The 19,786-nt window shown below is 31.4% G+C and carries 24 protein-coding genes; 16 read left to right on the forward strand and 8 right to left on the reverse strand.

Annotated elements, in window-relative coordinates:
* The first annotated feature begins 90 nt into the window (after nt 1-90).
* Together QZ286_RS00385 and QZ286_RS00390 are read left to right on the forward strand one after the other, a co-directional pair.
* Complete coding sequence (locus tag QZ286_RS00385; protein WP_291254994.1) at nt 91-360, forward strand: ACT domain-containing protein; 270 nt, start codon at nt 91-93, stop codon at nt 358-360.
* Nucleotides 361-379: 19 nt separating this feature from the next.
* Nucleotides 380-1,738, forward strand: coding sequence for a PFL family protein (locus tag QZ286_RS00390; protein ID WP_291254995.1), 1,359 nt, complete (start codon nt 380-382; stop codon nt 1,736-1,738).
* A gap of 85 nt (nt 1,739-1,823) precedes the next feature.
* Here QZ286_RS00390 and QZ286_RS00395 read toward each other — a convergent pair whose 3' ends face one another.
* The gene (locus tag QZ286_RS00395; protein ID WP_291254996.1) at nt 1,824-2,597 is read right to left on the reverse strand and encodes an alpha/beta hydrolase; all 774 of its coding nucleotides are present in this window, start codon (nt 2,595-2,597) and stop codon (nt 1,824-1,826) included.
* A 171-nt stretch (nt 2,598-2,768) separates the two neighbouring features.
* Between QZ286_RS00395 and QZ286_RS00400 the strand changes: the two genes are divergently transcribed.
* Nucleotides 2,769-4,130 carry an MATE family efflux transporter gene (locus QZ286_RS00400; protein WP_291254997.1) on the forward strand — a complete coding sequence of 454 codons (1,362 nt, stop codon included), beginning with the start codon at nt 2,769-2,771 and terminating at the stop codon, nt 4,128-4,130.
* Between the two features lie 28 nt (nt 4,131-4,158).
* The gene (locus tag QZ286_RS00405) at nt 4,159-4,932 is read left to right on the forward strand and encodes a glucose 1-dehydrogenase (protein ID WP_291254998.1); all 774 of its coding nucleotides are present in this window, start codon (nt 4,159-4,161) and stop codon (nt 4,930-4,932) included.
* Between the two features lie 66 nt (nt 4,933-4,998).
* On the opposite strand, the gene QZ286_RS00410 is transcribed toward QZ286_RS00405, so the two are convergent.
* From QZ286_RS00410 to QZ286_RS00430, 5 genes are all read right to left on the reverse strand, one after another.
* Nucleotides 4,999-5,454: a SoxR reducing system RseC family protein gene (locus tag QZ286_RS00410; protein WP_291254999.1), complete on the reverse strand. Its 456-nt coding sequence runs from the start codon at nt 5,452-5,454 to the stop codon at nt 4,999-5,001.
* A 93-nt stretch (nt 5,455-5,547) separates the two neighbouring features.
* Nucleotides 5,548-6,096, reverse strand: a complete 549-nt coding sequence (locus QZ286_RS00415) for a hypothetical protein (protein ID WP_291255000.1) — start codon at nt 6,094-6,096, stop codon at nt 5,548-5,550.
* A 13-nt stretch (nt 6,097-6,109) separates the two neighbouring features.
* The gene (gene citG / locus QZ286_RS00420) at nt 6,110-7,459 is read right to left on the reverse strand and encodes a triphosphoribosyl-dephospho-CoA synthase CitG (protein WP_291255001.1); all 1,350 of its coding nucleotides are present in this window, start codon (nt 7,457-7,459) and stop codon (nt 6,110-6,112) included.
* A gap of 1 nt (nt 7,460) precedes the next feature.
* Nucleotides 7,461-8,495 carry a [citrate (pro-3S)-lyase] ligase gene (gene citC, locus QZ286_RS00425; RefSeq protein ID WP_291255002.1) on the reverse strand — a complete coding sequence of 345 codons (1,035 nt, stop codon included), beginning with the start codon at nt 8,493-8,495 and terminating at the stop codon, nt 7,461-7,463.
* A 25-nt stretch (nt 8,496-8,520) separates the two neighbouring features.
* Nucleotides 8,521-9,123 (reverse strand): hypothetical protein, encoded by a 603-nt coding sequence (locus QZ286_RS00430; protein WP_291255003.1) that lies wholly within the window; start codon nt 9,121-9,123, stop codon nt 8,521-8,523.
* Nucleotides 9,124-9,320: 197 nt separating this feature from the next.
* Between QZ286_RS00430 and accD the strand changes: the two genes are divergently transcribed.
* The 7 genes from accD to QZ286_RS00465 all read left to right on the forward strand — a co-directional run bounded on the left by accD (nt 9,321) and on the right by QZ286_RS00465 (nt 14,897).
* Nucleotides 9,321-10,217 (forward strand): acetyl-CoA carboxylase, carboxyltransferase subunit beta, encoded by an 897-nt coding sequence (accD, locus tag QZ286_RS00435; protein WP_291255004.1) that lies wholly within the window; start codon nt 9,321-9,323, stop codon nt 10,215-10,217.
* A gap of 14 nt (nt 10,218-10,231) precedes the next feature.
* Entirely contained in the window at nt 10,232-11,182 is a 951-nt protein-coding gene (locus QZ286_RS00440) for an acetyl-CoA carboxylase carboxyltransferase subunit alpha (protein ID WP_291255005.1), read from the forward strand.
* 16 nt (nt 11,183-11,198) lie between these two features.
* Entirely contained in the window at nt 11,199-12,167 is a 969-nt protein-coding gene (gene pfkA, locus QZ286_RS00445; protein WP_291255006.1) for a 6-phosphofructokinase, read from the forward strand.
* Nucleotides 12,168-12,186: 19 nt separating this feature from the next.
* Nucleotides 12,187-12,492: a DUF496 family protein gene (locus QZ286_RS00450; RefSeq protein ID WP_291255007.1), complete on the forward strand. Its 306-nt coding sequence runs from the start codon at nt 12,187-12,189 to the stop codon at nt 12,490-12,492.
* Between the two features lie 127 nt (nt 12,493-12,619).
* Entirely contained in the window at nt 12,620-13,213 is a 594-nt protein-coding gene (gene recR, locus QZ286_RS00455; protein WP_291255008.1) for a recombination mediator RecR, read from the forward strand.
* A gap of 45 nt (nt 13,214-13,258) precedes the next feature.
* The gene (hydF, locus tag QZ286_RS00460; RefSeq protein ID WP_291255009.1) at nt 13,259-14,479 is read left to right on the forward strand and encodes a [FeFe] hydrogenase H-cluster maturation GTPase HydF; all 1,221 of its coding nucleotides are present in this window, start codon (nt 13,259-13,261) and stop codon (nt 14,477-14,479) included.
* 4 nt (nt 14,480-14,483) lie between these two features.
* Nucleotides 14,484-14,897 (forward strand): hypothetical protein, encoded by a 414-nt coding sequence (locus tag QZ286_RS00465; protein WP_291255010.1) that lies wholly within the window; start codon nt 14,484-14,486, stop codon nt 14,895-14,897.
* Between the two features lie 141 nt (nt 14,898-15,038).
* On the opposite strand, the gene QZ286_RS00470 is transcribed toward QZ286_RS00465, so the two are convergent.
* Nucleotides 15,039-15,803, reverse strand: a complete 765-nt coding sequence (locus QZ286_RS00470) for an EI24 domain-containing protein (protein ID WP_291255011.1) — start codon at nt 15,801-15,803, stop codon at nt 15,039-15,041.
* Between the two features lies 1 nt (nt 15,804).
* Nucleotides 15,805-16,428 carry a histidine phosphatase family protein gene (locus tag QZ286_RS00475; RefSeq protein WP_291255012.1) on the reverse strand — a complete coding sequence of 208 codons (624 nt, stop codon included), beginning with the start codon at nt 16,426-16,428 and terminating at the stop codon, nt 15,805-15,807.
* An 84-nt stretch (nt 16,429-16,512) separates the two neighbouring features.
* Here QZ286_RS00475 and kdsB point away from each other — a divergent pair, with 84 nt between their 5' ends.
* The 5 genes from kdsB to QZ286_RS00500 form a co-directional block, all read left to right on the forward strand.
* On the forward strand, nt 16,513-17,253 hold the full coding sequence (gene kdsB, locus QZ286_RS00480; RefSeq protein WP_291255013.1) for a 3-deoxy-manno-octulosonate cytidylyltransferase: 741 nt from the start codon (nt 16,513-16,515) through the stop codon (nt 17,251-17,253).
* A gap of 18 nt (nt 17,254-17,271) precedes the next feature.
* Nucleotides 17,272-18,849, forward strand: coding sequence for a SpoIID/LytB domain-containing protein (locus tag QZ286_RS00485; RefSeq protein ID WP_291255014.1), 1,578 nt, complete (start codon nt 17,272-17,274; stop codon nt 18,847-18,849).
* 148 nt (nt 18,850-18,997) lie between these two features.
* Nucleotides 18,998-19,222 carry a FeoA domain-containing protein gene (locus tag QZ286_RS00490; protein ID WP_291255015.1) on the forward strand — a complete coding sequence of 75 codons (225 nt, stop codon included), beginning with the start codon at nt 18,998-19,000 and terminating at the stop codon, nt 19,220-19,222.
* An 89-nt stretch (nt 19,223-19,311) separates the two neighbouring features.
* Nucleotides 19,312-19,542 carry a FeoA family protein gene (locus QZ286_RS00495; protein WP_291255016.1) on the forward strand — a complete coding sequence of 77 codons (231 nt, stop codon included), beginning with the start codon at nt 19,312-19,314 and terminating at the stop codon, nt 19,540-19,542.
* A gap of 22 nt (nt 19,543-19,564) precedes the next feature.
* The coding region (locus tag QZ286_RS00500; RefSeq protein WP_291255017.1) for a FeoB small GTPase domain-containing protein at nt 19,565-19,786 on the forward strand (222 nt) is incomplete at its 3' end.

A 19,786-nucleotide genomic window follows, 5' to 3' on the forward strand; every position in this document is an offset into this window, starting at 1 on the left:
AAGATATATTATATTATTTGACATTTTCCCTATTTTGAGTTAATATCTTTTATATAACATCTATTAAAAATATTTTTGCAGGAGGCTTTTATGAAGTGTATTATAACTGTTGTAGGAACAGATAAAGTTGGAATTATTGCTAAAGTTTGTACATATCTATCAGAAGCAAATATTAATATTCTTGATATTTCTCAAACTATTGTAAGCGGATACTTTAATATGTTGATGATTGTTGATGCAGACAAAGCTACTAAACCATTAGAGGCATTTACAGATGATCTAATAAATATAGGTGACGATTTAGGGGTAAAAGTTACAGTTCAACATGAAGACATATTTAATTGTATGCACCGTATATAATAACTAAGGAGGATTCATAATGATTTCTAGAGTAGAGATTCAAGAAACAAATAGAATGATAACAGAGTCAAATCTAGATGTACGTACTATAACTATGGGAATTAGTCTTTTAGATTGTGCAGACCCTGATGTAGATGAGTTTAATAAAAAGATTTATAAAAAAATTACAACTTATGCAAAAGATTTAGTAAAAGTAGGAGATGAGATTTCTAAGCAGTTTGGAATACCAGTTGTAAATAAGAGAATATCTGTAACTCCAATAGCTATTGCAGCAGCAGGTTGTAAAACAGATTCATATGTAAGTATAGCAAAAACTTTAGATAAAGCAGCAAAAGATTGTGGAGTGAATTTTATTGGTGGATTTTCAGCACTTGTACATAAAGGATGCACTCCAGCAGATAGAATATTAATAGATTCTATACCTGAAGCAATGAAAGTTACAGAGAGAGTATGCTCATCTGTAAATGTTGGAACTTCAAGAAATGGTATAAATATGGATGCTGTTAAGAGAATGGGAGAGGTAATTGTTGAGACAGCAGAATTGACAAAGGATATTGATTGTTTAGGTTGTGCTAAACTTGTAGTTTTCTGTAATGCAGTTGAAGATAATCCGTTTATGGCAGGAGCTTTTCATGGAGTTGGAGAGGCTGATTGTGTAATCAATGTGGGAGTAAGTGGACCAGGAGTTGTAAAAAGAGCTCTTGTAGAGGCAAAGGGAGCAGACTTTGAAACACTTTGTGAAGTTGTTAAAAAGACAGCATTTAAGATAACTAGAGCAGGACAGATAGTAGCACAGGAAGCAGCTAGAAGATTGAATGTTCCATTTGGAATAATTGACCTATCATTAGCACCTACACCAGCAGTGGGAGATAGTATAGCAGAGATATTTCAAGAGATGGGATTGGAACATGCAGGAGCTCCAGGAACTACAGCTGCCTTGGCTATATTGAATGACAATGTAAAAAAAGGTGGAGTTATGGCTTCATCTTATGTAGGTGGATTGAGTGGAGCTTTTATTCCAGTAAGTGAGGATCATGCTATGATAGAAGCAGCTAAAATAGGAGCATTGACATTGGAGAAATTGGAAGCAATGACTTGTGTTTGTTCAGTTGGATTAGATATGATAGCTATTCCAGGAGATACATCAGCTTATACAATCTCTGGAATAATTGCAGATGAGTCAGCAATAGGAATGGTAAATAATAAGACTACTGCAGTTAGAATTATTCCTGTAATAGGAAAGGGTGTAGGAGAGATGGTTGAGTTTGGTGGCTTACTAGGTTATGCACCAATTATGGCTGTAAATAAGTTTAAATGTGATGATTTTATAAAAAGAGGTGGAAGAATACCAGCTCCAATACACAGTTTTAAAAACTAGATTAAAAAATAGAAATATAAAAAAGTTACTTGTAATTGAGTACTACACCAATTACAGTAACTTTTTTTCTTTAATTTTATCTATCTTATTTTAATATATTTTTGAAAATAGAGTTAACTTTTCTAGGATTTTCAAGATTAGAGATGTGTCCAGCTTTCTTAACTCTATAGATTTTAGAGTTTTTAACCTCTTTTTTCATCATTTCAGCTTCATGAAAAGGTCTAGGTAGATCATACTCTCCAGTGATAAAGTATGTAGGAACTTCAATAGAATTGAGAAGTTGTAAGGAATTTTCTCTTCCAAAGATTACCCTTCCTAAATTTACAATGGTATCTATCTTATCTTCAGGTATATTTTGTAACTTTTCTTTAAAATTTAAAAATAGCTCTCCATTTTTATCTATCATAGGACTAAAGAAAATAGGGGCAATCTTTTCAACTAATTGATCAGGTATTTTTCTATTTTTTTCAATGGTATCCAACATAGAGAAATAAAGATTTTTAGTCTGCTCAGGTTCAGCTCCAGAGAAAGAATCCATAATTATGATTTTTTCTATTCTATCCTTATCCAATTGATAAAGATATGGTGCTAACATCCCACCTACAGATAATCCTACATAGATATAGTTATCTACGTTTAAATTATCTAAAGTATTTTTAATAATCTCTGCCAAATTTTTTAGATCTATGATATTACTATTTTTTTCAGAATCTCCATGTCCAGGTAGATCAATAGCTATACATCTAAAACTATCTTTTAATAGATTTAGTTGAGGGAGCCACATATCTTTATCCCATAGATACGAGTGAATAAATACAACAGTTTTTCCTTTTCCAATATCTTTATATGCTAATTTCATAATTTATAACCTCCTGTAAATTATTAGAGATTATATCATATTGCTAAAAAAAAGAAAAGAAAAAATATAACACATGTAATTTTATAGATATAAAAATTATTCATCAATTATACTTATTTAAGATAAAAATATATGTTATAATTGAAAAAGATGATTGTTATGGGGGAGATAATGATGAAAATATCAAACGACTTAGGAAGGGATTCGATTTTAAGTCTTGTATTAAAATTAGCAATACCAGCAATGTTATCTCAATTGGTAAACCTATTATACAGTATAATAGATAGAATGTATATTGGTAATATTCCAGATATAGGAGGACTTGCATTAGCTGGAGTTGGGGTTTGTGGACCTATTGTCACTTTTTTAGCATCCTTCGGTACCTTGATTGGACTAGGGGGATCGATCAATATGTCAATAAAGATGGGAGCAAATGAAAATGAAGAGGCTAAGAGAATTTTATCAAATAGTTTCTTAGGTCTATCAGTGATTGGAGTAGTATTGACTATTCTTTTTTTAATGATAAAAGATAGATTGATTATGTTATTTGGGGCAAGTAGTATAACATTTCCATATGCAAATACATATTTAACAATATATACTCTTGGAAGTTTTTTTGCAATAATGGCAATAGGATTAAACTTTTTTATAACCTGTCAGGGATTCTCAACTATTGGAATGTTAACAGTAATTATAGGTGCAATTATGAATATAATTTTAGATACCATATTCATATTTGTTTTTAAAATGGGTGTAGCTGGAGCAGCTTGGGCAACAGTAATATCTCAATTTTGCTCCTTTTTATTTGCCTTTTTATTTTTAACAGGAAAGAGAATTCCAATTAAGATTACCTATGGAAATTACTCACTAAATTTGATAAAAAAGATTGTAACATTTGGATTTTCACCATTTTTTATATTGGCAACAGATAGTTTGATATTAATTATATTAAACTCTATGCTACAAAAATTTGGTGGGAGAGGAGAGGGAGATCTATTAATATCAGCAGCTACAATAATTCAAAGTTATCTGCTACTGATAACGGGACCTCTTTTGGGTTTAACTAATGGAACTCAACCAATATTGAGTTATAACTATGGTGCTAGAGATATAACTAGAGTAAAATTAGCTGAAAAATACACACTGATTTTTGCTCTTTTATTAACAACGACTATGTTTATTTTGACTAAGTATCTAGCTCCAGGATTTGTACATTTTTTTACTTCAGAGGAGAGCTTAGTAAGCCTTTCATTATGGGGTATAAATGCAAGTGTTTTAGCAGTTATTCCACTCTCATTTCAGTACTGTTTTGTAGATGGATTTACTGCTGTAGGAAGGGTAAAAACAGCCTTTTGTCTATCTATTTTTAGAAAATTTACATATATGTTAAGTACATATCTACTACCACTATTTTTTATAGCTAGATCAGCTTTCTATGCTCAACCAATAGCAGATATGTGTGGAACAGTAGCTTCTTGTATTACATTTTATTTTATATTTAATAAACATTTGAACAGAAGAAGATTAAATTAAAAATTCTTTATTGTAAGGAGTGATGGTTATGAAGATAACAGATGCATATGATTTAAAAGGAAAAGTAGCCGTAGTTACTGGTGCTGGAGATGGAATAGGAAAAGCCAGTGCTTTAAAATTAGCTGAAGCAGGGGCGAATGTAGTTTGTAGTGATCTAGATGAAGAGAAAGCTAAAGCTGTAGCAGAAGAGGCTAAAAAATATGGTGTTGAAGCTTTAGGAATAAAATGTAATGTTTTATTTGAAGAGGAACTAGAAAATCTAGTGAAAACTACAGTTGAAAAATTTGGTAAAGTTAATATTCTAGTAAATAATGCTGGAGGTGGAGGAGGAGGTCGTGAAAATATTGAATCTCTTACTCTAGAATATATCACAAAAATTTATACATTAAATGTATTCAGTGGAATTATTCTAACTAAGTTATGTGCTCCATATATGAAAAAAGATGGATATGGTTCAATTATAAATATAAGTTCAATGTCTTCTGATATGGTAAGTCACGATATGATAATATATGGAAGTTCTAAAGCAGCAGTAAATCAGATGACAAAATATGCTTCATATGATTTAGGACCTGAGATAAGAGTTAATGCAATAGGACCGGGAGCTATAAAGACAAGAGCTTTAGCAAGTGTTCTTACTCCTGAAATAGAGAAAAATATGTTGAAAAATACTCCACTAAAAAGATTGGGAGATGTAGAGGATATAGCTATGACTGTATTATACTTTGCAAGTCCAGCATCAGCTTGGACAAGTGGACAAGTTATCTTTGTCAATGGTGGTGGAATACAGGAGCTAGATTAGAGAAATATACAATAAAAAAACTGCAACTATATCTTATAAAATAAGAGAATAGATGCAGTTGATTTTTTACCAAGCATTTTTATTTTTACAACTATCTGTCATAGTTGAAGTGTCTTCTTTTTCAATTGAGATAATCTCTATTTCTGCATTAGGTCTTTTTTTAACAACTAATTTATCATAGAAGAATAGAGCCACAAAAGAGAGAAGTAAAGCAACAAAACTAAATACAATACTTTTGTTCTCAGAAAGATTCAGGATTTTTTCACCGAAGAAGTAACCAGCAATCATTGCGATAGCAGGAAAAACATAGGCAATTGAAGCAGCTTTTATAACTTTACCAGCTGAGATTTCAAAAGTGACAGTATCTCCAATTTCAGCTTTCATATCAGTTGTAAATTCAAAATCCTTACCATATTTACTATCTCCACTACAACCACTGCAGTGTGAACAAGCTGTATCTTTATAAAGTTTAACAATAATTTTATTCCCGTCAATTTTTTTTATAATACCTTTATTTAACATTCCTTACCACCTTTTAATTTTTACTCTTTTTAGATTATACCACAAAATTCCATAAAAATTTAGAATTATTTAAAATAAATAAAAAACCTAGCCCTAGAATAGGCTAGGTAAAACTCCTAAAATTAAAAAAATTATAGAAAATTTAAGATCTTCAATTAGTTCATCTTTTTTTGTAAGATGGATCTCATTAAAAAAACTGTTTTTTTGTAATTTATGAAGTAAAATGGAGATTAGAGATATACACATATATCCACAAGTGAAAAAAACAATATCTAAGTAATCAAAAGTTCCTAACATAGTTCCATGCCCACCAAAATATTTTTGAACAAACTCCAATCCCACCATAAACATATAAATAAGTGTAAATATTATGAAGTGTATAGTATAAAATTTTCTATCCACAAGTAGAGCAGCTCCAAAGGAGAATAACCACAGTCCATCTGGAAGTGAGTAGACACTCCAAAGAGGTAGGTGTTTACGATAGGACCAAGCCAACTCTCTCAATGAGATTATATGCTCATATATTACAGGATGGGTTGAAAAAAACTTGAAGTAAAATAGATTTTTACTTCGATATAATAGATAGATTCCAATTCCTAAAAATAGAGGAAATAGAATTAAAAATACTTTTCCCTTTTTCATTTTTTTCACCTCGTTAGTAAAAGTAAGTTAAGATCTTATGAAAAAATATGGTAACCGCCAATAGATCAGCACTTCCCCCTGGACTTATATTTTTTTGAATATACTTATTCTCCAATTCAAATAAAAAATCTAAACTGTAATTGAATACTCCACCACTTTCAAAAATAACTTTCATCTCTTTTTTAACATCTTCTAATACCTCTAAATTATGCCGGTAGACAATGGTACTATCCATCACCTTGCTCATTAGATATATCAGAGTGTGAACTGAGGCTTTATTTATATCAGCACTCTCTTTTAATGCAGAATTAAAAACAGGAAGAGCACCACTAAAAATGATATCCAATCCATTTTTTACCTCTCCACGTATTCCAGTGAATTTATGAGAGAGAAAAAGTTTTTCTCCATGAGTGAGAGTTTTTTTGGTGTCAATGTTTTCAAAATCCTTAAGTATATCCCTAGTCATTTGAGATATGAGAGTTTGAATATTTTTGAAATCTTTATTTTGGTAGAGAGTACGAGAAGTAGCTCCCACCACTATTCCTAAAAGAAATATCATACCTTTGTGAGTATTTACCCCATCAGTTGCTTGAAACATCTTTTTCTCAGTTTCTTTTCCAATCTCTCTAAGCCTTTTGAAAGCAATATCTAAAGGAAGATCTGAAAACATTATTTCAGCCATCTTTTTAAAACCATCTTTTAGTACGAAAGAGCTTTTTAAAAAGGTAAGGAGATTCATATCTTTGTGAGCCCCTTGAGTAAGAGGTGTAACTAGACCAAAACCAGGAAAACTAGATACCTCATAAATCATACTTTCCAAAGAGAGATCAGCTATTGTATTGATAGTAACTTCACGTCTTTTTAAGAAATTTTGGTATGCTATATATTTAGAGTTAATCTTATCTTTAATCTCAGAATGAGAGTGTTTCATACTTCTACCACAGGCGAAAGCTAAATCATCACAGATGAGACATTTTCTCTTGGGAAGATTGAAGTCACTTCTAGAGATACCTGTACCTTCAGTTGTATAAACATCTAAATCTACACATCTACCTAAAATATGTTTCTCTTCAAACTGTATAGTTAGTTCTTTTATAGACTTGGGATCTAAATTTATAAAGTAAAGATATATTTTTCCCTCTAAATTTTCAATAACCTCTTTTTTTATCAATCTCTCTTTGAAGAGTATTTCCATCTCTTTAGCCACAATCTCTGTTATCTCAATAGGTATACTTTCCCACTTATTTTCTCCTGGATAATTAGCTCTAATGGTGAGAAGAGGAAGTGAATATCTCTCTAAAAGTGAGTTTTGTAACTGTACTCTTTTCTCTCTGTCATCTAAAAATTTATTTAAATCAAACATATTAACAAGGAGAATCCTGCATTCTAAGTTTTTCTCCTATCTCCTTTCCTTCAGAACTAGTTAAAAAATCAAATGTAGTAGTTGGAACTAAAGTTTTAAGCTCCTCAAAATTTTTAGACTTGAGTAACTCTCTTACATAAGAGGCACTGATAATCTTACCATCTATCTTCTTTCTTGGAATAACAATAACTTCAATACCGAACTTTGGAAGAGTGTTTTTTAACATCTTGTTATAGTGATTAGTAACTTTACAATTAGGTTCATCTCCCACATATCTTCTATCTATATTCAGTATCTTTCCAAATTTTTCACCACAGATTGTAGCATCTAGCTTTGTGTACTCAGCTAAATGATCATCTTCTCTCTTTAGGAAATAGTTGGGAAAAGTTGCAGATGAGATGAGATAGTCAGTACCTGGGATAACTTTCACATTTTTGAGATGAGCTGTTCCCTTTTTTACAAGTTCATACCTGACTTTAAATGGGAAGATAGATCTATCCTCTTCAACTACAAAAACTAAGACCTCTTTGTTTTCTGAAGCTACTTTTTCAATAAGAAATTGATGTCCTAAGGTAAAGGGATTACAATTCATAACAAGCATAGCTCTTTTTTCATTTGTGTCAATATTATAGTTAGTTTTAATCTTTTCCAATACTTTGAGAATACTCTTATTTCCCATCTCCATAAGAATAACTTTATCAGTATGAGCTATCTCTCTATAGCCCATACCTCTAAAAAGCTCTTGATTTTCTATCTTGGTAAAGACTTTGCTATTTAGAAACCCCTCATCAAACATCTTATTTATAATATTTGTAAGGAGTTGGGTAGATAGTCCTTCACCTTGACAGCTACTATCTATGGCAAAACATTTAACAATATTTTTCTCTTTAGAAGCAGTTGCAATAATCTTGTTATTATCTCGAATAATAACTGTATAGTCAATATTTTTATCATATTTTAAATCAAATTTTTTTAAAAAGGTAGTGACCTCTTCAATCTCCTGTTTATTAATTAAACTTATCTTATCAACACCCAAATAATTTCCCCCTAAAAATTAAATTTTAATCAATTATTTCATCATCTTCAGATTGATTCTCACCATTTTTTATAGGAGCTCCAATCTGTATATCTCCAATCTTATTTTTAATATTATTTAATTTTCCAGAAATATCACTTAAATATCCAGTGAAAACTTGTTTAGAAACTTGATTGATCTTCTCTCTATCAACAGCAAATAGAGAGTATACTGACGAATCATTCTCCCAAGCTCCCTTTTGAGTAGCAGATTTTAAGGATAGATCTATAACATAATCAGATAGATCGTTTAGTACAGGAGAGATAATACCTTTTGAGTAAGTATCAGTATTCAACATAAAAGTATTAAAGTTAATTTTAACCTCTTTTTTAATCTGCTCCTTTAGTAGTTCTTTAGCATTTTTGTTAGCTTTAGCCTGAGCAATCAAAGCTCCACTTTTATCAATTCCAGAGTAACCAACAGCAAATAATTCATTTTCAGGATTGATCTTAGTAGCAATCTGTTCCTGTAAGGCAATAGGTATAGTAGGATTTTTTTTAGGTAGATTTTCATCAATAAAATTATTAATTGAAGTACAACCAGTTAAACTAAAAGAAATTATAGCAATAAAAAGTAAAAATGTTTTCATAAAAAATTCCCTCCAAAAAAAATTAAAAAAATTTTAAAATACAAGTGTATTCTATAAAGCCCCAATTTTAAACAGTTTAAAGGCTTGTTATTAATTTTATTTTATAATATTAATGGAGTAAAAGCAAATAATTATTGAAATAATTGAAAAAATCCGATAAAATTAAATATCGGCAAGGGGAATAAGAGGAGGCAAAAATGGGATTTTTTTCTTTAAGTAAAAAGAATTTTTCATTAAATAGTAGAAAAAAGTATGTAACATTAACAATAGAAGATAAAGAAGAGAGTAAAAAAGAGGAGAGCAAACATATAGATAATAATCCAACAGGGCTTTGGGTAAAATGTCCAGAGTGTCAGGAGATATTGTATAAAGAGGATCTTGAAAAGAATCAGAAAAAATGTCCGAAGTGTGATTATTATTTTAGAATGACAGCTAGAGAGAGAATAGAATTATTGATAGATAAGGATAGTTTTGTAGAAGAGGATGGCAATCTATTCTCTAACAATCCGTTAAATTTTCCTAACTATGAGGAAAAGAATAAAAAAGCTCAAGAGGATTGTGGAATGAATGAGGGAGTGATCTCTGGAACAGGAACTATAAAGGGAATAGAGGTCAGCATAGCAGTGATGGACTTCAACTTTATGGGTGGAAGTATGGGATCTGTTGTTGGTGAGAAGATAACTAGAGCAATGGAGAGAGGATTAGAGAGAAAAATTCCAGTAATAGTTGTGTGTACATCTGGAGGAGCTAGAATGCATGAGGGATTGTTCTCATTGATGCAGATGACAAAGACTTCAGCAGCAGCAGAGAGATTGAGAACAGCAGGTATACCATATATAGCAATACCTGTAAATCCTACTACTGGTGGAGTAACAGCTTCATTTGCTATGTTGGGAGATATAATAGTGAGTGAACCTAAAGCTACAATAGGATTTGCTGGAAGAAGGGTTATAGAGCAGACAATTAAACAGAAACTTCCTGATGAATTTCAAACGAGTGAGTTTTTATTGAAAAATGGAATGGTTGATGTAATAACAAAGAGAGAGGATATGAAAGATACACTATATACCATTTTAAATAATTTGATAGGGTAGCATTGGGAGGAAAAATGGAATTTGAAAAAGAGTTACTTGAAATAAAGAGTAAGATAAATGAGTTAGAGAGTTTTTCTAAAGAAAAAGGAATCGATTTAAAAGAGCAGATTGAGAAATTAGAGAAAGAGTATGAGGCAAAATTAAAAGAAAAGTATAAGAATTTGAGCTCTTGGGACAAAGTTTTTGTTTCAAGACACCCAGAGAGACCATATACTTTAGATTATATTGAAAATATGACAACAGATTTTATAGAGCTTCATGGAGATAGATTGTTTGGAGATGATCCAGCAATAGTTGGTGGATTGTGTAGAATAGATGGGAAAAAAATTATGGTAATAGGTCATCAAAAAGGAAGAACTGTTGATGAAAAATTATACAGAAACTTTGGTATGCCTAATCCTGAAGGTTATAGAAAAGCCTTGAGATTATATAAGATGGCAGAGAGATTTAATATCCCAATACTGTGTCTAATAGATACTCCAGGGGCTTATCCAGGTCTAGAAGCAGAAGAGCGTGGACAGGGAGAAGCCATTGCAAGAAACCTAATGGAGATGGCAGGAGTAAAAGTTCCCATTATATCAGTTGTAATAGGAGAAGGTGGAAGTGGTGGAGCACTTGCTCTAAGTGTGGCAGACAGAATATTTATGCTGGAGAATTCAGTTTATTCTGTAATTTCCCCAGAGGGTTGTGCAGCCATTTTATATAAAGATGCCTCTAAAGCTCCCGAAGCAGCAGAAAATTTAAAAATTTCTGCACAAAATCTATATGAATTAAAGATAATAGATGGTATAATAGAGGAGCCAGTAGGAGGAGCACATAGAGATTACAAATGTATAGCTCTTAACCTAAAAAATGTCATTTTATCATCATTTTTAGAATTAGAAAAAATATCAGTAGAAGAACTTTTAGAAAATAGGTATAATAAATATAGGGAAATAGGTTCTTTTATTGTAAATGAGAATTAAAGGAGAGTTATTGGTAATGGAAAAGAAAATAGCAATTTTAACAAGTGGAGGAGATGCTCCAGGAATGAATGCAGCCATTAGAGCAGCAGCAAAAACTGCAATGGCAAAAGGAATGAAAGTATACGGTATTCAAAGAGGATACTTAGGTATGCTAAATGATGAGATATTTCCAATGGACGGAGGATACGTATCTGGTATAATTGACAGAGGTGGAACTTGTTTATTAACAGCTAGATGTTTAGAATTTAAAGATCCTAAATTTAGAGCAATAGCAGCTCAAAACTTAAAGAAAAGAGGAATAGAAGGTCTAGTTGTAATAGGAGGAGATGGTTCTTATCATGGAGCTGACCTATTATCAAAAGAGCATGGAATAAAAGTTGTAGGTATTCCAGGAACTATAGACAATGACATTAAAGGGACAGATTATACACTAGGTTTTGATACTTGTTTAAATACAATACTTGATGCTATCTCTAAAATAAGAGATACAGCAACATCTCACGAAAGAACAATACTGGTAGAGGTAATGGGAAGACATGCAGGAGACTTAGCTTTACAAGCTTGTTTAGCAGGTGGAGGAGATGGACTTTTAATACCAGAAATGGATAACCCAATTGAGTTATTAGCTTTCCAAATTAAAGAGAGAAGAAAACAAGGAAAATTACATGATATAGTTTTAGTAGCTGAGGGAGTAGGAAAGGTTCAAGATGTAGAGGATGCTCTTAAAGAGAAGATAACTACTGAGGTTAGAAGCGTTGTTTTAGGACACGTACAAAGAGGAGGAACTCCTTCAGGATTTGATAGAGTATTAGCAACTAGAATGGGAGCTAAAGCAGTAGAATTATTAGAAAATGGAGAGGGAGGAGTAATGGTTGGAATAGAGAACAATAAAATCATAACTCATCCAATATCTTATGCTTGGGATGGAGAGAGAAATTATGACTTCAGACCAGATTATGAATTAGCTCTTCTTTTAGCAAAATAGTAGTATATGGAGGGAAAAAATGGTAGATAACGTATTAGAATTAGTAAGAAAAGAGAGAAGAAAAAATAAAATAAAAAGAGAGATCGAAGATAACGATAAAAAGATCAGAGACAATAGAAAAAGAGTGGAGTTACTATGTAACTTAAAAGAGTATGTAAAGCCAAATATGAACTATGAAGAATTTGTAGATATATTAGAAAATATGCAGTCAGATTATGAGGATAGAGTAGATGACTATATCATCAAAAATGCTGAGTTAGGAAAAGAGAGAAGAGATATCAACAAATCTCTAAAAGAGTTAAAAAAAGCTTTAAAAGAAGCATAGTTTAGTTATTGATAGTTGTGTGAAGTATGTACTTTACACAACTATTTTTTATTGCTAAAAAAAGGTTGAAGAAGAGATGAAAATTTGAGATAATATTAATATAATTAGTATAGATTGAGGAGTGAAAATGGCAACAAAAAGTTTAGAGAGATTGATAGATGAATTTAATAAGCTTCCAGGAATAGGAAGAAAAAGTGCTGCAAGATTAGCTTTTCATATATTAGAGATGAATGAGGAGCAAGTTGAAAAATTTATAGAAGCACTTAGAGGAGCGAAGGAAGTTATAAAAAGATGCCCTAAATGTGGGGATTTTTGTGAAAAAGATCTGTGTGAGATCTGTTCAGATGAATTAAGAGATAAGGAAACTATCTGTGTAGTAGAGGATAGTAGAGATATAGTATCCTTTGAAAAAATGGGGAAATACAAGGGGCTATATCATGTATTAGGTGGAAAGATAGCACCTTTAAATGGAATAACTCCAGATAAGTTAAACATTAAATCTTTATTGGAAAGAGTAGCCACTGAGGAGATACAAGAGGTAATATTAGCATTAAATCCAGATTTAGAAGGGGAGACAACATCTCTATATCTAACTAAATTATTAAAGCCTTTTGGAATAAAAGTGACAAAGATAGCTAGTGGAATTCCAATGGGAGGAAATATAGAGTTTGCTGATAGTGCTACAATATCTAAGGCATTAGATGGAAGGCAAGAAGTTTAGACACAAATTAGACATAAAAAAAGAGTAGAATAAGGGAGAGTAGTTATGATAGATACACCAAGGGGGAACAGAGTACATATAGCAATCTTTGGTAGAACAAATGCTGGGAAATCAAGTATTATAAATAAAATAACAAATCAAAATATATCATTGGTATCAGATGTGAGAGGAACTACAACAGATCCTGTGTATAAGGCAATGGAGTTATTACCAATAGGTCCAGTTGTGTTTATAGATACTGCTGGTGTAGATGATATGAGTGAGATAGGTGCACTTAGAGTAGAGAAGACAAAAGAAGTTTTAGCAAAGATGGATATAGCTATCTTAGTCTTATCAAGTGAGATTTTTTTGGAGAAGAGAGCTTTAGACTATGAAAAAGATTGGCTTCAAGAGATTAAAAAGAGAGAGAAACCATATATAGTTCTTTTGAATAAGATAGATTTATTGAAGGATTCAGAGAGAATCACTTTTATAAAAGAGATAGAGAGTGAATTGAAGTGTGAAGTTAATGAGATAACTACATTAAATGGTGAAGATATAAAAAAGATAAAGGAAAAACTCGTAGAGTATTCACCAAAGCTCATAAACGAAGAGAGATTGATAGGGGATAAGATAAAAATTGGAGATAAGATATTATTAGTGGCTCCACAGGATATACAAGCACCTAAGGGAAGGTTGATACTACCTCAAGTACAGGTAATTAGAGATATCTTGGATAACGGGGGAATACCTACAGTTGTAACTCTTGATAATCTTGATGAGGGATTGAAGATATTTCAAAATAGACCTGACTTGGTGATAACTGATTCGCAAGTTTTTGGAGTAGTAAATAAAAAATTAGGAAGAGATATAAAGTTAACGTCATTTTCCATAATAATGGCGAGAGCTAAGGGTGATTTAGAGACTTTGTATGAAGGGGCTAAAAAAATAAATCAATTGAAAAGTGGTGATAGTATTCTGATTGCTGAAGCTTGTACTCATCATCAATTGAAGGGGGATATAGCTAGAGAGAAATTACCACAGCTTTTGAAGAGTAAAGTTGGAGATATAAATATAGAAAATTGTTCAGGGAAGGATTTTCCGAAAGATATATCAAAATATAGTTTAATAATCCATTGTGGTTCTTGTATGTTGAATAGAAGTGAAACATTGAGTAGATTAAAAGAATCAACAGATAAGAATATACCAATCACAAATTTTGGAATGGCAATTGCAGAGATCAATGGAATATTAGATAGAGTGATGGAGATATTTTTAAGGAGGTAAAAAAATGAGGAAAGTAGTATTAGGAATGATGTTATTGGTGGGAACAATAGCACAAGCAAGTTGGTGGGGAGGTCTAAATAGTGGAACAAGAGCAGCTATTATTGGTGGATCAGCTTTGATTTTAAATAATTCATACCAAAATAGTGAATTGAAACATCAAAGAGATTTAGACAATCTTGATACACAGATTAGAAGAGATTATGAAAAGCAAGCAGTTGCAGAGAATGCTCATAGAAAATATAGTGGATCAGGAGTGCCAGCAAGATTAAGATATCCAGATGCCAATAACTATAGTGGACAAGGTTATGAAAGAGAGATGAGACGTAGTTCAAATCAAACTGGAAAAGTTATATTTTCTGATGGAAAAACTCAGATAATTGAGTTGGCAGATGGAACAAGAATAACATTAAATCAATAAAAAATGGCTGTATAATAAATAGTGTATCAGAATTTCTCAAGATTCTGATACACTATTATTTCTATTTTTGTAAAAATTGAAATAATATAAAATTTCTTTGATTTTTAGACCTTTTTAAATATAGAATAATTTTCTAATAAATTACTTCATTTCAAGTTTTGATATCTTAATCCCCTCTTTTTTTAGTAGCTCCAATGTGATTGAAGTTGTAGCTATACAAGTGGTGATTGGAGCTAGAAAGATTCCAAGTAAAGGTATAAAGAATAAAAAGGTGAAGATACCACCACAGAGGGTAGCCTCTACTCTATATTTTTTTAGGAAATTCAAACTCTCTTCAGGAGTTAAATTGTGTCTTTCTAAAGTATAATCCATAAAAGAAAAACCTGTGAAATAACTCTGTATTAGAAAGATCAAAATAGGTATTATAAGATTGATGGGAAAGATAAAGCTAAGCAGTAAAATTAATATAGTTCCCAATATCTGTTTGAAAAAACTTTTTATACCAATATTGATTCCACGAAGTATAAAGTTAAAATTATCTCTCATTGTAAAGTTAAAAGTAACATCAGTCAAGTAGCTTTCAACTTTTTCAGACATATAGCTCAAAATTGGAGATAAAACTATTATCAAAATAGATTTATACACTAAGTAGTATAAAAAAACAGAGCAAACCCATATTAAAATTCTAATAAAAACGAATATAAATGAGTGGTAATGTTGCAGTTTAAACATATTTTCTAGTGAGGTACTGATATTTAATGAGAGTAAGTTACTCAACCAGATAAAAATTAGAAATAATCCAATACTTATAAATCCTGGAATGAAATAGAATTTCTTTAATTTTGCTCTTCTTATAATTTCAAAAGAGTTAAAAAAAGCATTAAAAACTAATGTAAAAGCTCTCATATTACTCCATTCCTTCAAGATGTGTCACATCAGAGAAAAGCTCTACACTAAACTTACCATCAGTGTAATCAACTATTGAAAGACTTGTGTTTTTAGGTACAGAGAACTCCCCTAACTCCTCAAGAGTAAGATTATTAACTATCTTGAATATAGCTTTCAATGTTATTCCGTGAGATACTACTGCAACAACATCATCTTTTTTATGTTTAGATATTATTTTGTTTATCCCTTTTTCAACTCTCTCTATTAAATGAGGGTAAGTTTCACCATTGTAAGGTGTAGGATCATACTCTTTAGGATTTAAAAAGAAATCATGGAATTGTGTTGGATAACGCTCCTCAAACTCCTCTCTATTAACTCCCTCCATCTCTCCAACAGAGATCTCCTTAAATTCATCAATAAACTCTATTTTGATATCTCTATCTCCAATGATATGCTCAGATGTTTCAATAGTTCTTCCTAAAGGAGATGAGTAAAAACTTGTAAAAGGAACAGTTTTTAATTTCTCACCCAATTTTTTAGCCTGTTCTCTTCCTTTTTCAGTAAGAGGTGAGTTTGAAGAGCCTTGGAAAATTCTAAGAGTATTCCAAACAGTCTCACCATGTCTAATAAAATAAATTTTCATAATTTTGTCCTTCCTATTTTAATATTAAAAGATATTTGATATAATTATACTATATATTTTACTTGATTTTTAGGAGGTTGTAAAATGAAATTTTTAGGAGTGATACCATCAAGATATGCATCAACAAGATTAGAGGGTAAACCTTTGAAAGATATTTGTGGTCATACTATGGTAGAGTGGGTGTATAAAAGAGCTAAATTATCTGATTTAGATGAGGTAGTAGTGGCAACAGATGATGAGAGAATCTACAAAGAGGTTGAAAGATTTGGGGGAAAAGTTGTTCTTACTAGAAAGGATCATGAAAATGGAACTAGTAGAATAGCAGAAGTGTGTGAAAAGTATGAGGATTATGATGTGATAGTAAATATTCAAGGAGATGAGCCTCTAATAGAGAAAGATATGATTAACTCAATAATAAACTCTTTTAAAGAGGATGAGAGCATTCCTATGAGTACATTGAAATATAAATTGGAAACAATGGAAGATATAGAGAATCCCAATTATGTAAAGGTAATTACAGATAAGAATGGATATGCTATATATTTTTCAAGAAGTGTTATTCCATATCCAAGAAAATTGAATTTACAAAATTATTATAAACATGTTGGAATCTATGGATATAAGAGAGATTTTGTAATAGAGTATGCTAAAATGGAGCCAACAGCTTTGGAGCTATCAGAATCATTGGAGCAGTTGAGAGCTATAGAAAATGGATATAAGATAAAAGTGATGGAGACACCTTATAAGATATTGGGTGTAGATACTCAAGAGGAGTTAGAAAAAGTTAGAGAATATATTGATAAAAATGGAATAAAACTATATTAGAGAGAAGAGGAGAAAAGAGTGTTGAAAAAGATAGTTGGGTTAATTGTTTTGGTAGTATCTCTAATAGGTTGTACTTCAACAAAAGAGTATAAAGAGATAGATAGAGTACCATTTAGAGTGGAGAAAAATAAAACTAAAAGTGGAGATTACAGTTTAGATTATAGTTTTTTTGAGGATAGAAACTTACCTATTCCCAATAATTTTACTGGGAAGCCATCAGAGTATTTAATAGCTAGAAATGACACTTTAAAAAAATATGGATATGATTTTTTTGAAGGAGATGATGAGGAGAAAGCACTTAAATTCTATAAAGATCTAGAGGTAAGAGGGTATGGAGATAACTCAGCATATTGGAGATGGAAGGTAGTTTTAGATAAAGATGATTTTTTTAAGGCTATTGAAAATAATTTAGAATCTGTGTATAGAGGAAGACCAAGAGAGGTGTTGACACTTTCACAAGGAAGCTGGAAATCTCTAAAAATAACAGATGGAAGTGTTGGAAGAGTTAAAAATGTAGAGGTTGCTGGAAGAGGTAGATCTGGAGTTGTAACTTATATCTTGGTAACTACAACTGAACATAAGTATTTGATAGCAAAAGAGTTAAATATTAGAAAACTTTTTGCTCTGAATAAAAAGAGGGCTGAAAGTAGCAGTGACATTCTTCTCTATGGAGCAAAGGGTGGAGCTAAGGAGTATCAAGCGAATCCAATAAGAAGGAATATAACTCTATTTCCATCAGCATATTTTTCAATGGAGTACAGTGGTAATAGAGTAGCTATCTATGGTGGTGGTTATGGTCATGGGGTTGGAATGTCTCAGTATGCAGCTTCAGACTTAGCTAAGAATCACGACTATAACTATAAACAGATCTTGGATAGAAATTACCCAAATACAAAATTAAAAAATATGTATTCACTAAAAGGAGTTGGAAAAATCATAAATGTTGGGATAACTAACTCAGCTAGGGGAATGGATCATAGTAAGGTAGTATTATTAAGTAATGGAAAGATGAGAATAAATGGATCTGGATTTAAAATAGATGTCCCAGCTAAACAAAAAATAGTGGTGGAAAATAAAGGAAACAGATTGTGGATAAGTGTAAATGGTAAACATAGAGTGAAGACAGTGAATTCTGTAAATATAACTGCTCATGGTTACTACATAACTTTGGAAGGAGTTAGAAGAGGACACACTTCTATGCCAAGATACAGAGGGGATATGAAATTAAATCTATCTAAAACTAATTCAAAGGGAATAAGAGTAATAAATCAGGTTAAGATAGAGGATTATTTGAAACAGGTAGTTCCAAGTGAGATGCCAGAGAGTTTTGGATTGGAAGCTTTAAAGGCTCAAGCAGTAGCAGCTAGAACATATGCACTAAGTGATTATATGAAGAATAGATATGAAGCAGATGGTTTCCATGTAAAAGATACAACAGAGAGTCAAGTTTATAATAATGCAAATGAGAATGAAAACTCAATAAAAGCTATTGAAGCAACAGCTGGTAAGGTTTTGATGAGTGGAGATAAACCAGTAGATGCAAAATATTTTTCTACATCAAGTGGATTTACAGAGGCATCAAATTATATTTGGTAAAAAAGATATTTAAACTTTTGAATTATTGATCAAATTTTGAAAAAATATTTCTATTTTCAAAGGTTTTATATTGACAATTTTTTATTTATAGCATATAATTATTAGAGAAAAAGATAGATTGACTTTATGCAAAGAGGAGGGGATTATAATGGTACCTTTATGTTTTGCAGAATTAAACAAAGATTTCCTCATTAAAGAGATAAAGGGTCAAAGAGGCTCTAAATGCTGTTTGGTCAATAAGGGATTATGTGTTGGAAATAAAATAAGAGTGATGAATGGCAGTGGTGGTTGCTTTGTAGTAAAAGTAAATGACACTATAAAATATGCACTTAATTTTAGTTTAGCTAATAAAATATTATTACAAGAGATATAACTTACGAGAACAGCCTGTATAGGCTGTTCTTATTTACCGATAAAGTTTGAAATTCAAAGAATTTAAAGTTGATATATGGAGGAAAACAAATGAAATTGTGTGACTTGAAAAACGGAGAGAAAGCTAGAATCATAAAAATTGGAAGAATTGGAGAGCTAAAGAAGAGACTAGTAGATATGGGAGTAACTGCTGGTGAAACTATTAAGTTAGAGAGAAATGCTCCTTTGGGGGATCCACAAGAGTATATTGTGAAGAGTACAGGGATAGCAATAAGAAAAGAAGATGCAAAAAATATTGAAGTGGAAAAGGTTGAAGAATAATTAAAGTAGAGGAGAGAAGGAAATGATAAAATTAGCATTTACAGGGAATCCAAACGTAGGAAAATCAGCTTTGATCAATGCTATTGCAGGTTCAAAATTAAAGGTAGGAAACTGGCCTGGAGTAACAGTAGAGAAGAAAGAAGCAACATTTATCTACAAGGGAGAGGAGATACAACTAGTTGACTTACCAGGAGTATATAGTTTAAGTCCATACTCACTAGAGGAGAAGATAACAAGAGACTTT

The sequence above is a fragment of the Fusobacterium sp. genome (genome assembly GCF_019012925.1).
Lineage (GTDB): Bacteria > Fusobacteriota > Fusobacteriia > Fusobacteriales > Fusobacteriaceae > Fusobacterium_A.

Bases quoted from the DNA above. Each gene is read 5' to 3' on its own strand.
- citG (WP_291255001.1), bottom strand. From the start codon at position 7,459: ATGTTTGATTTAAATAAATTTTTAGATGACAGAGAGAAAAGAGTACAG.
- QZ286_RS00465 (WP_291255010.1), top strand. From the start codon at position 14,484: ATGAGGAAAGTAGTATTAGGAATGATGTTATTGGTGGGAACAATAGCA.
- QZ286_RS00475 (WP_291255012.1), bottom strand. From the start codon at position 16,428: ATGAAAATTTATTTTATTAGACATGGTGAGACTGTTTGGAATACTCTT.
- QZ286_RS00440 (WP_291255005.1), top strand. From the start codon at position 10,232: ATGGAATTTGAAAAAGAGTTACTTGAAATAAAGAGTAAGATAAATGAG.
- QZ286_RS00495 (WP_291255016.1), top strand. From the start codon at position 19,312: ATGAAATTGTGTGACTTGAAAAACGGAGAGAAAGCTAGAATCATAAAA.
- hydF (WP_291255009.1), top strand. From the start codon at position 13,259: ATGATAGATACACCAAGGGGGAACAGAGTACATATAGCAATCTTTGGT.
- QZ286_RS00450 (WP_291255007.1), top strand. From the start codon at position 12,187: ATGGTAGATAACGTATTAGAATTAGTAAGAAAAGAGAGAAGAAAAAAT.
- pfkA (WP_291255006.1), top strand. From the start codon at position 11,199: ATGGAAAAGAAAATAGCAATTTTAACAAGTGGAGGAGATGCTCCAGGA.
- kdsB (WP_291255013.1), top strand. From the start codon at position 16,513: ATGAAATTTTTAGGAGTGATACCATCAAGATATGCATCAACAAGATTA.
- QZ286_RS00430 (WP_291255003.1), bottom strand. From the start codon at position 9,123: ATGAAAACATTTTTACTTTTTATTGCTATAATTTCTTTTAGTTTAACT.
- QZ286_RS00410 (WP_291254999.1), bottom strand. From the start codon at position 5,454: ATGTTAAATAAAGGTATTATAAAAAAAATTGACGGGAATAAAATTATT.
- QZ286_RS00490 (WP_291255015.1), top strand. From the start codon at position 18,998: ATGGTACCTTTATGTTTTGCAGAATTAAACAAAGATTTCCTCATTAAA.
- QZ286_RS00470 (WP_291255011.1), bottom strand. From the start codon at position 15,803: ATGAGAGCTTTTACATTAGTTTTTAATGCTTTTTTTAACTCTTTTGAA.
- accD (WP_291255004.1), top strand. From the start codon at position 9,321: ATGGGATTTTTTTCTTTAAGTAAAAAGAATTTTTCATTAAATAGTAGA.
- QZ286_RS00400 (WP_291254997.1), top strand. From the start codon at position 2,769: ATGATGAAAATATCAAACGACTTAGGAAGGGATTCGATTTTAAGTCTT.
- QZ286_RS00395 (WP_291254996.1), bottom strand. From the start codon at position 2,597: ATGAAATTAGCATATAAAGATATTGGAAAAGGAAAAACTGTTGTATTT.
- QZ286_RS00390 (WP_291254995.1), top strand. From the start codon at position 380: ATGATTTCTAGAGTAGAGATTCAAGAAACAAATAGAATGATAACAGAG.
- QZ286_RS00415 (WP_291255000.1), bottom strand. From the start codon at position 6,096: ATGAAAAAGGGAAAAGTATTTTTAATTCTATTTCCTCTATTTTTAGGA.
- QZ286_RS00385 (WP_291254994.1), top strand. From the start codon at position 91: ATGAAGTGTATTATAACTGTTGTAGGAACAGATAAAGTTGGAATTATT.
- QZ286_RS00405 (WP_291254998.1), top strand. From the start codon at position 4,159: ATGAAGATAACAGATGCATATGATTTAAAAGGAAAAGTAGCCGTAGTT.
- recR (WP_291255008.1), top strand. From the start codon at position 12,620: ATGGCAACAAAAAGTTTAGAGAGATTGATAGATGAATTTAATAAGCTT.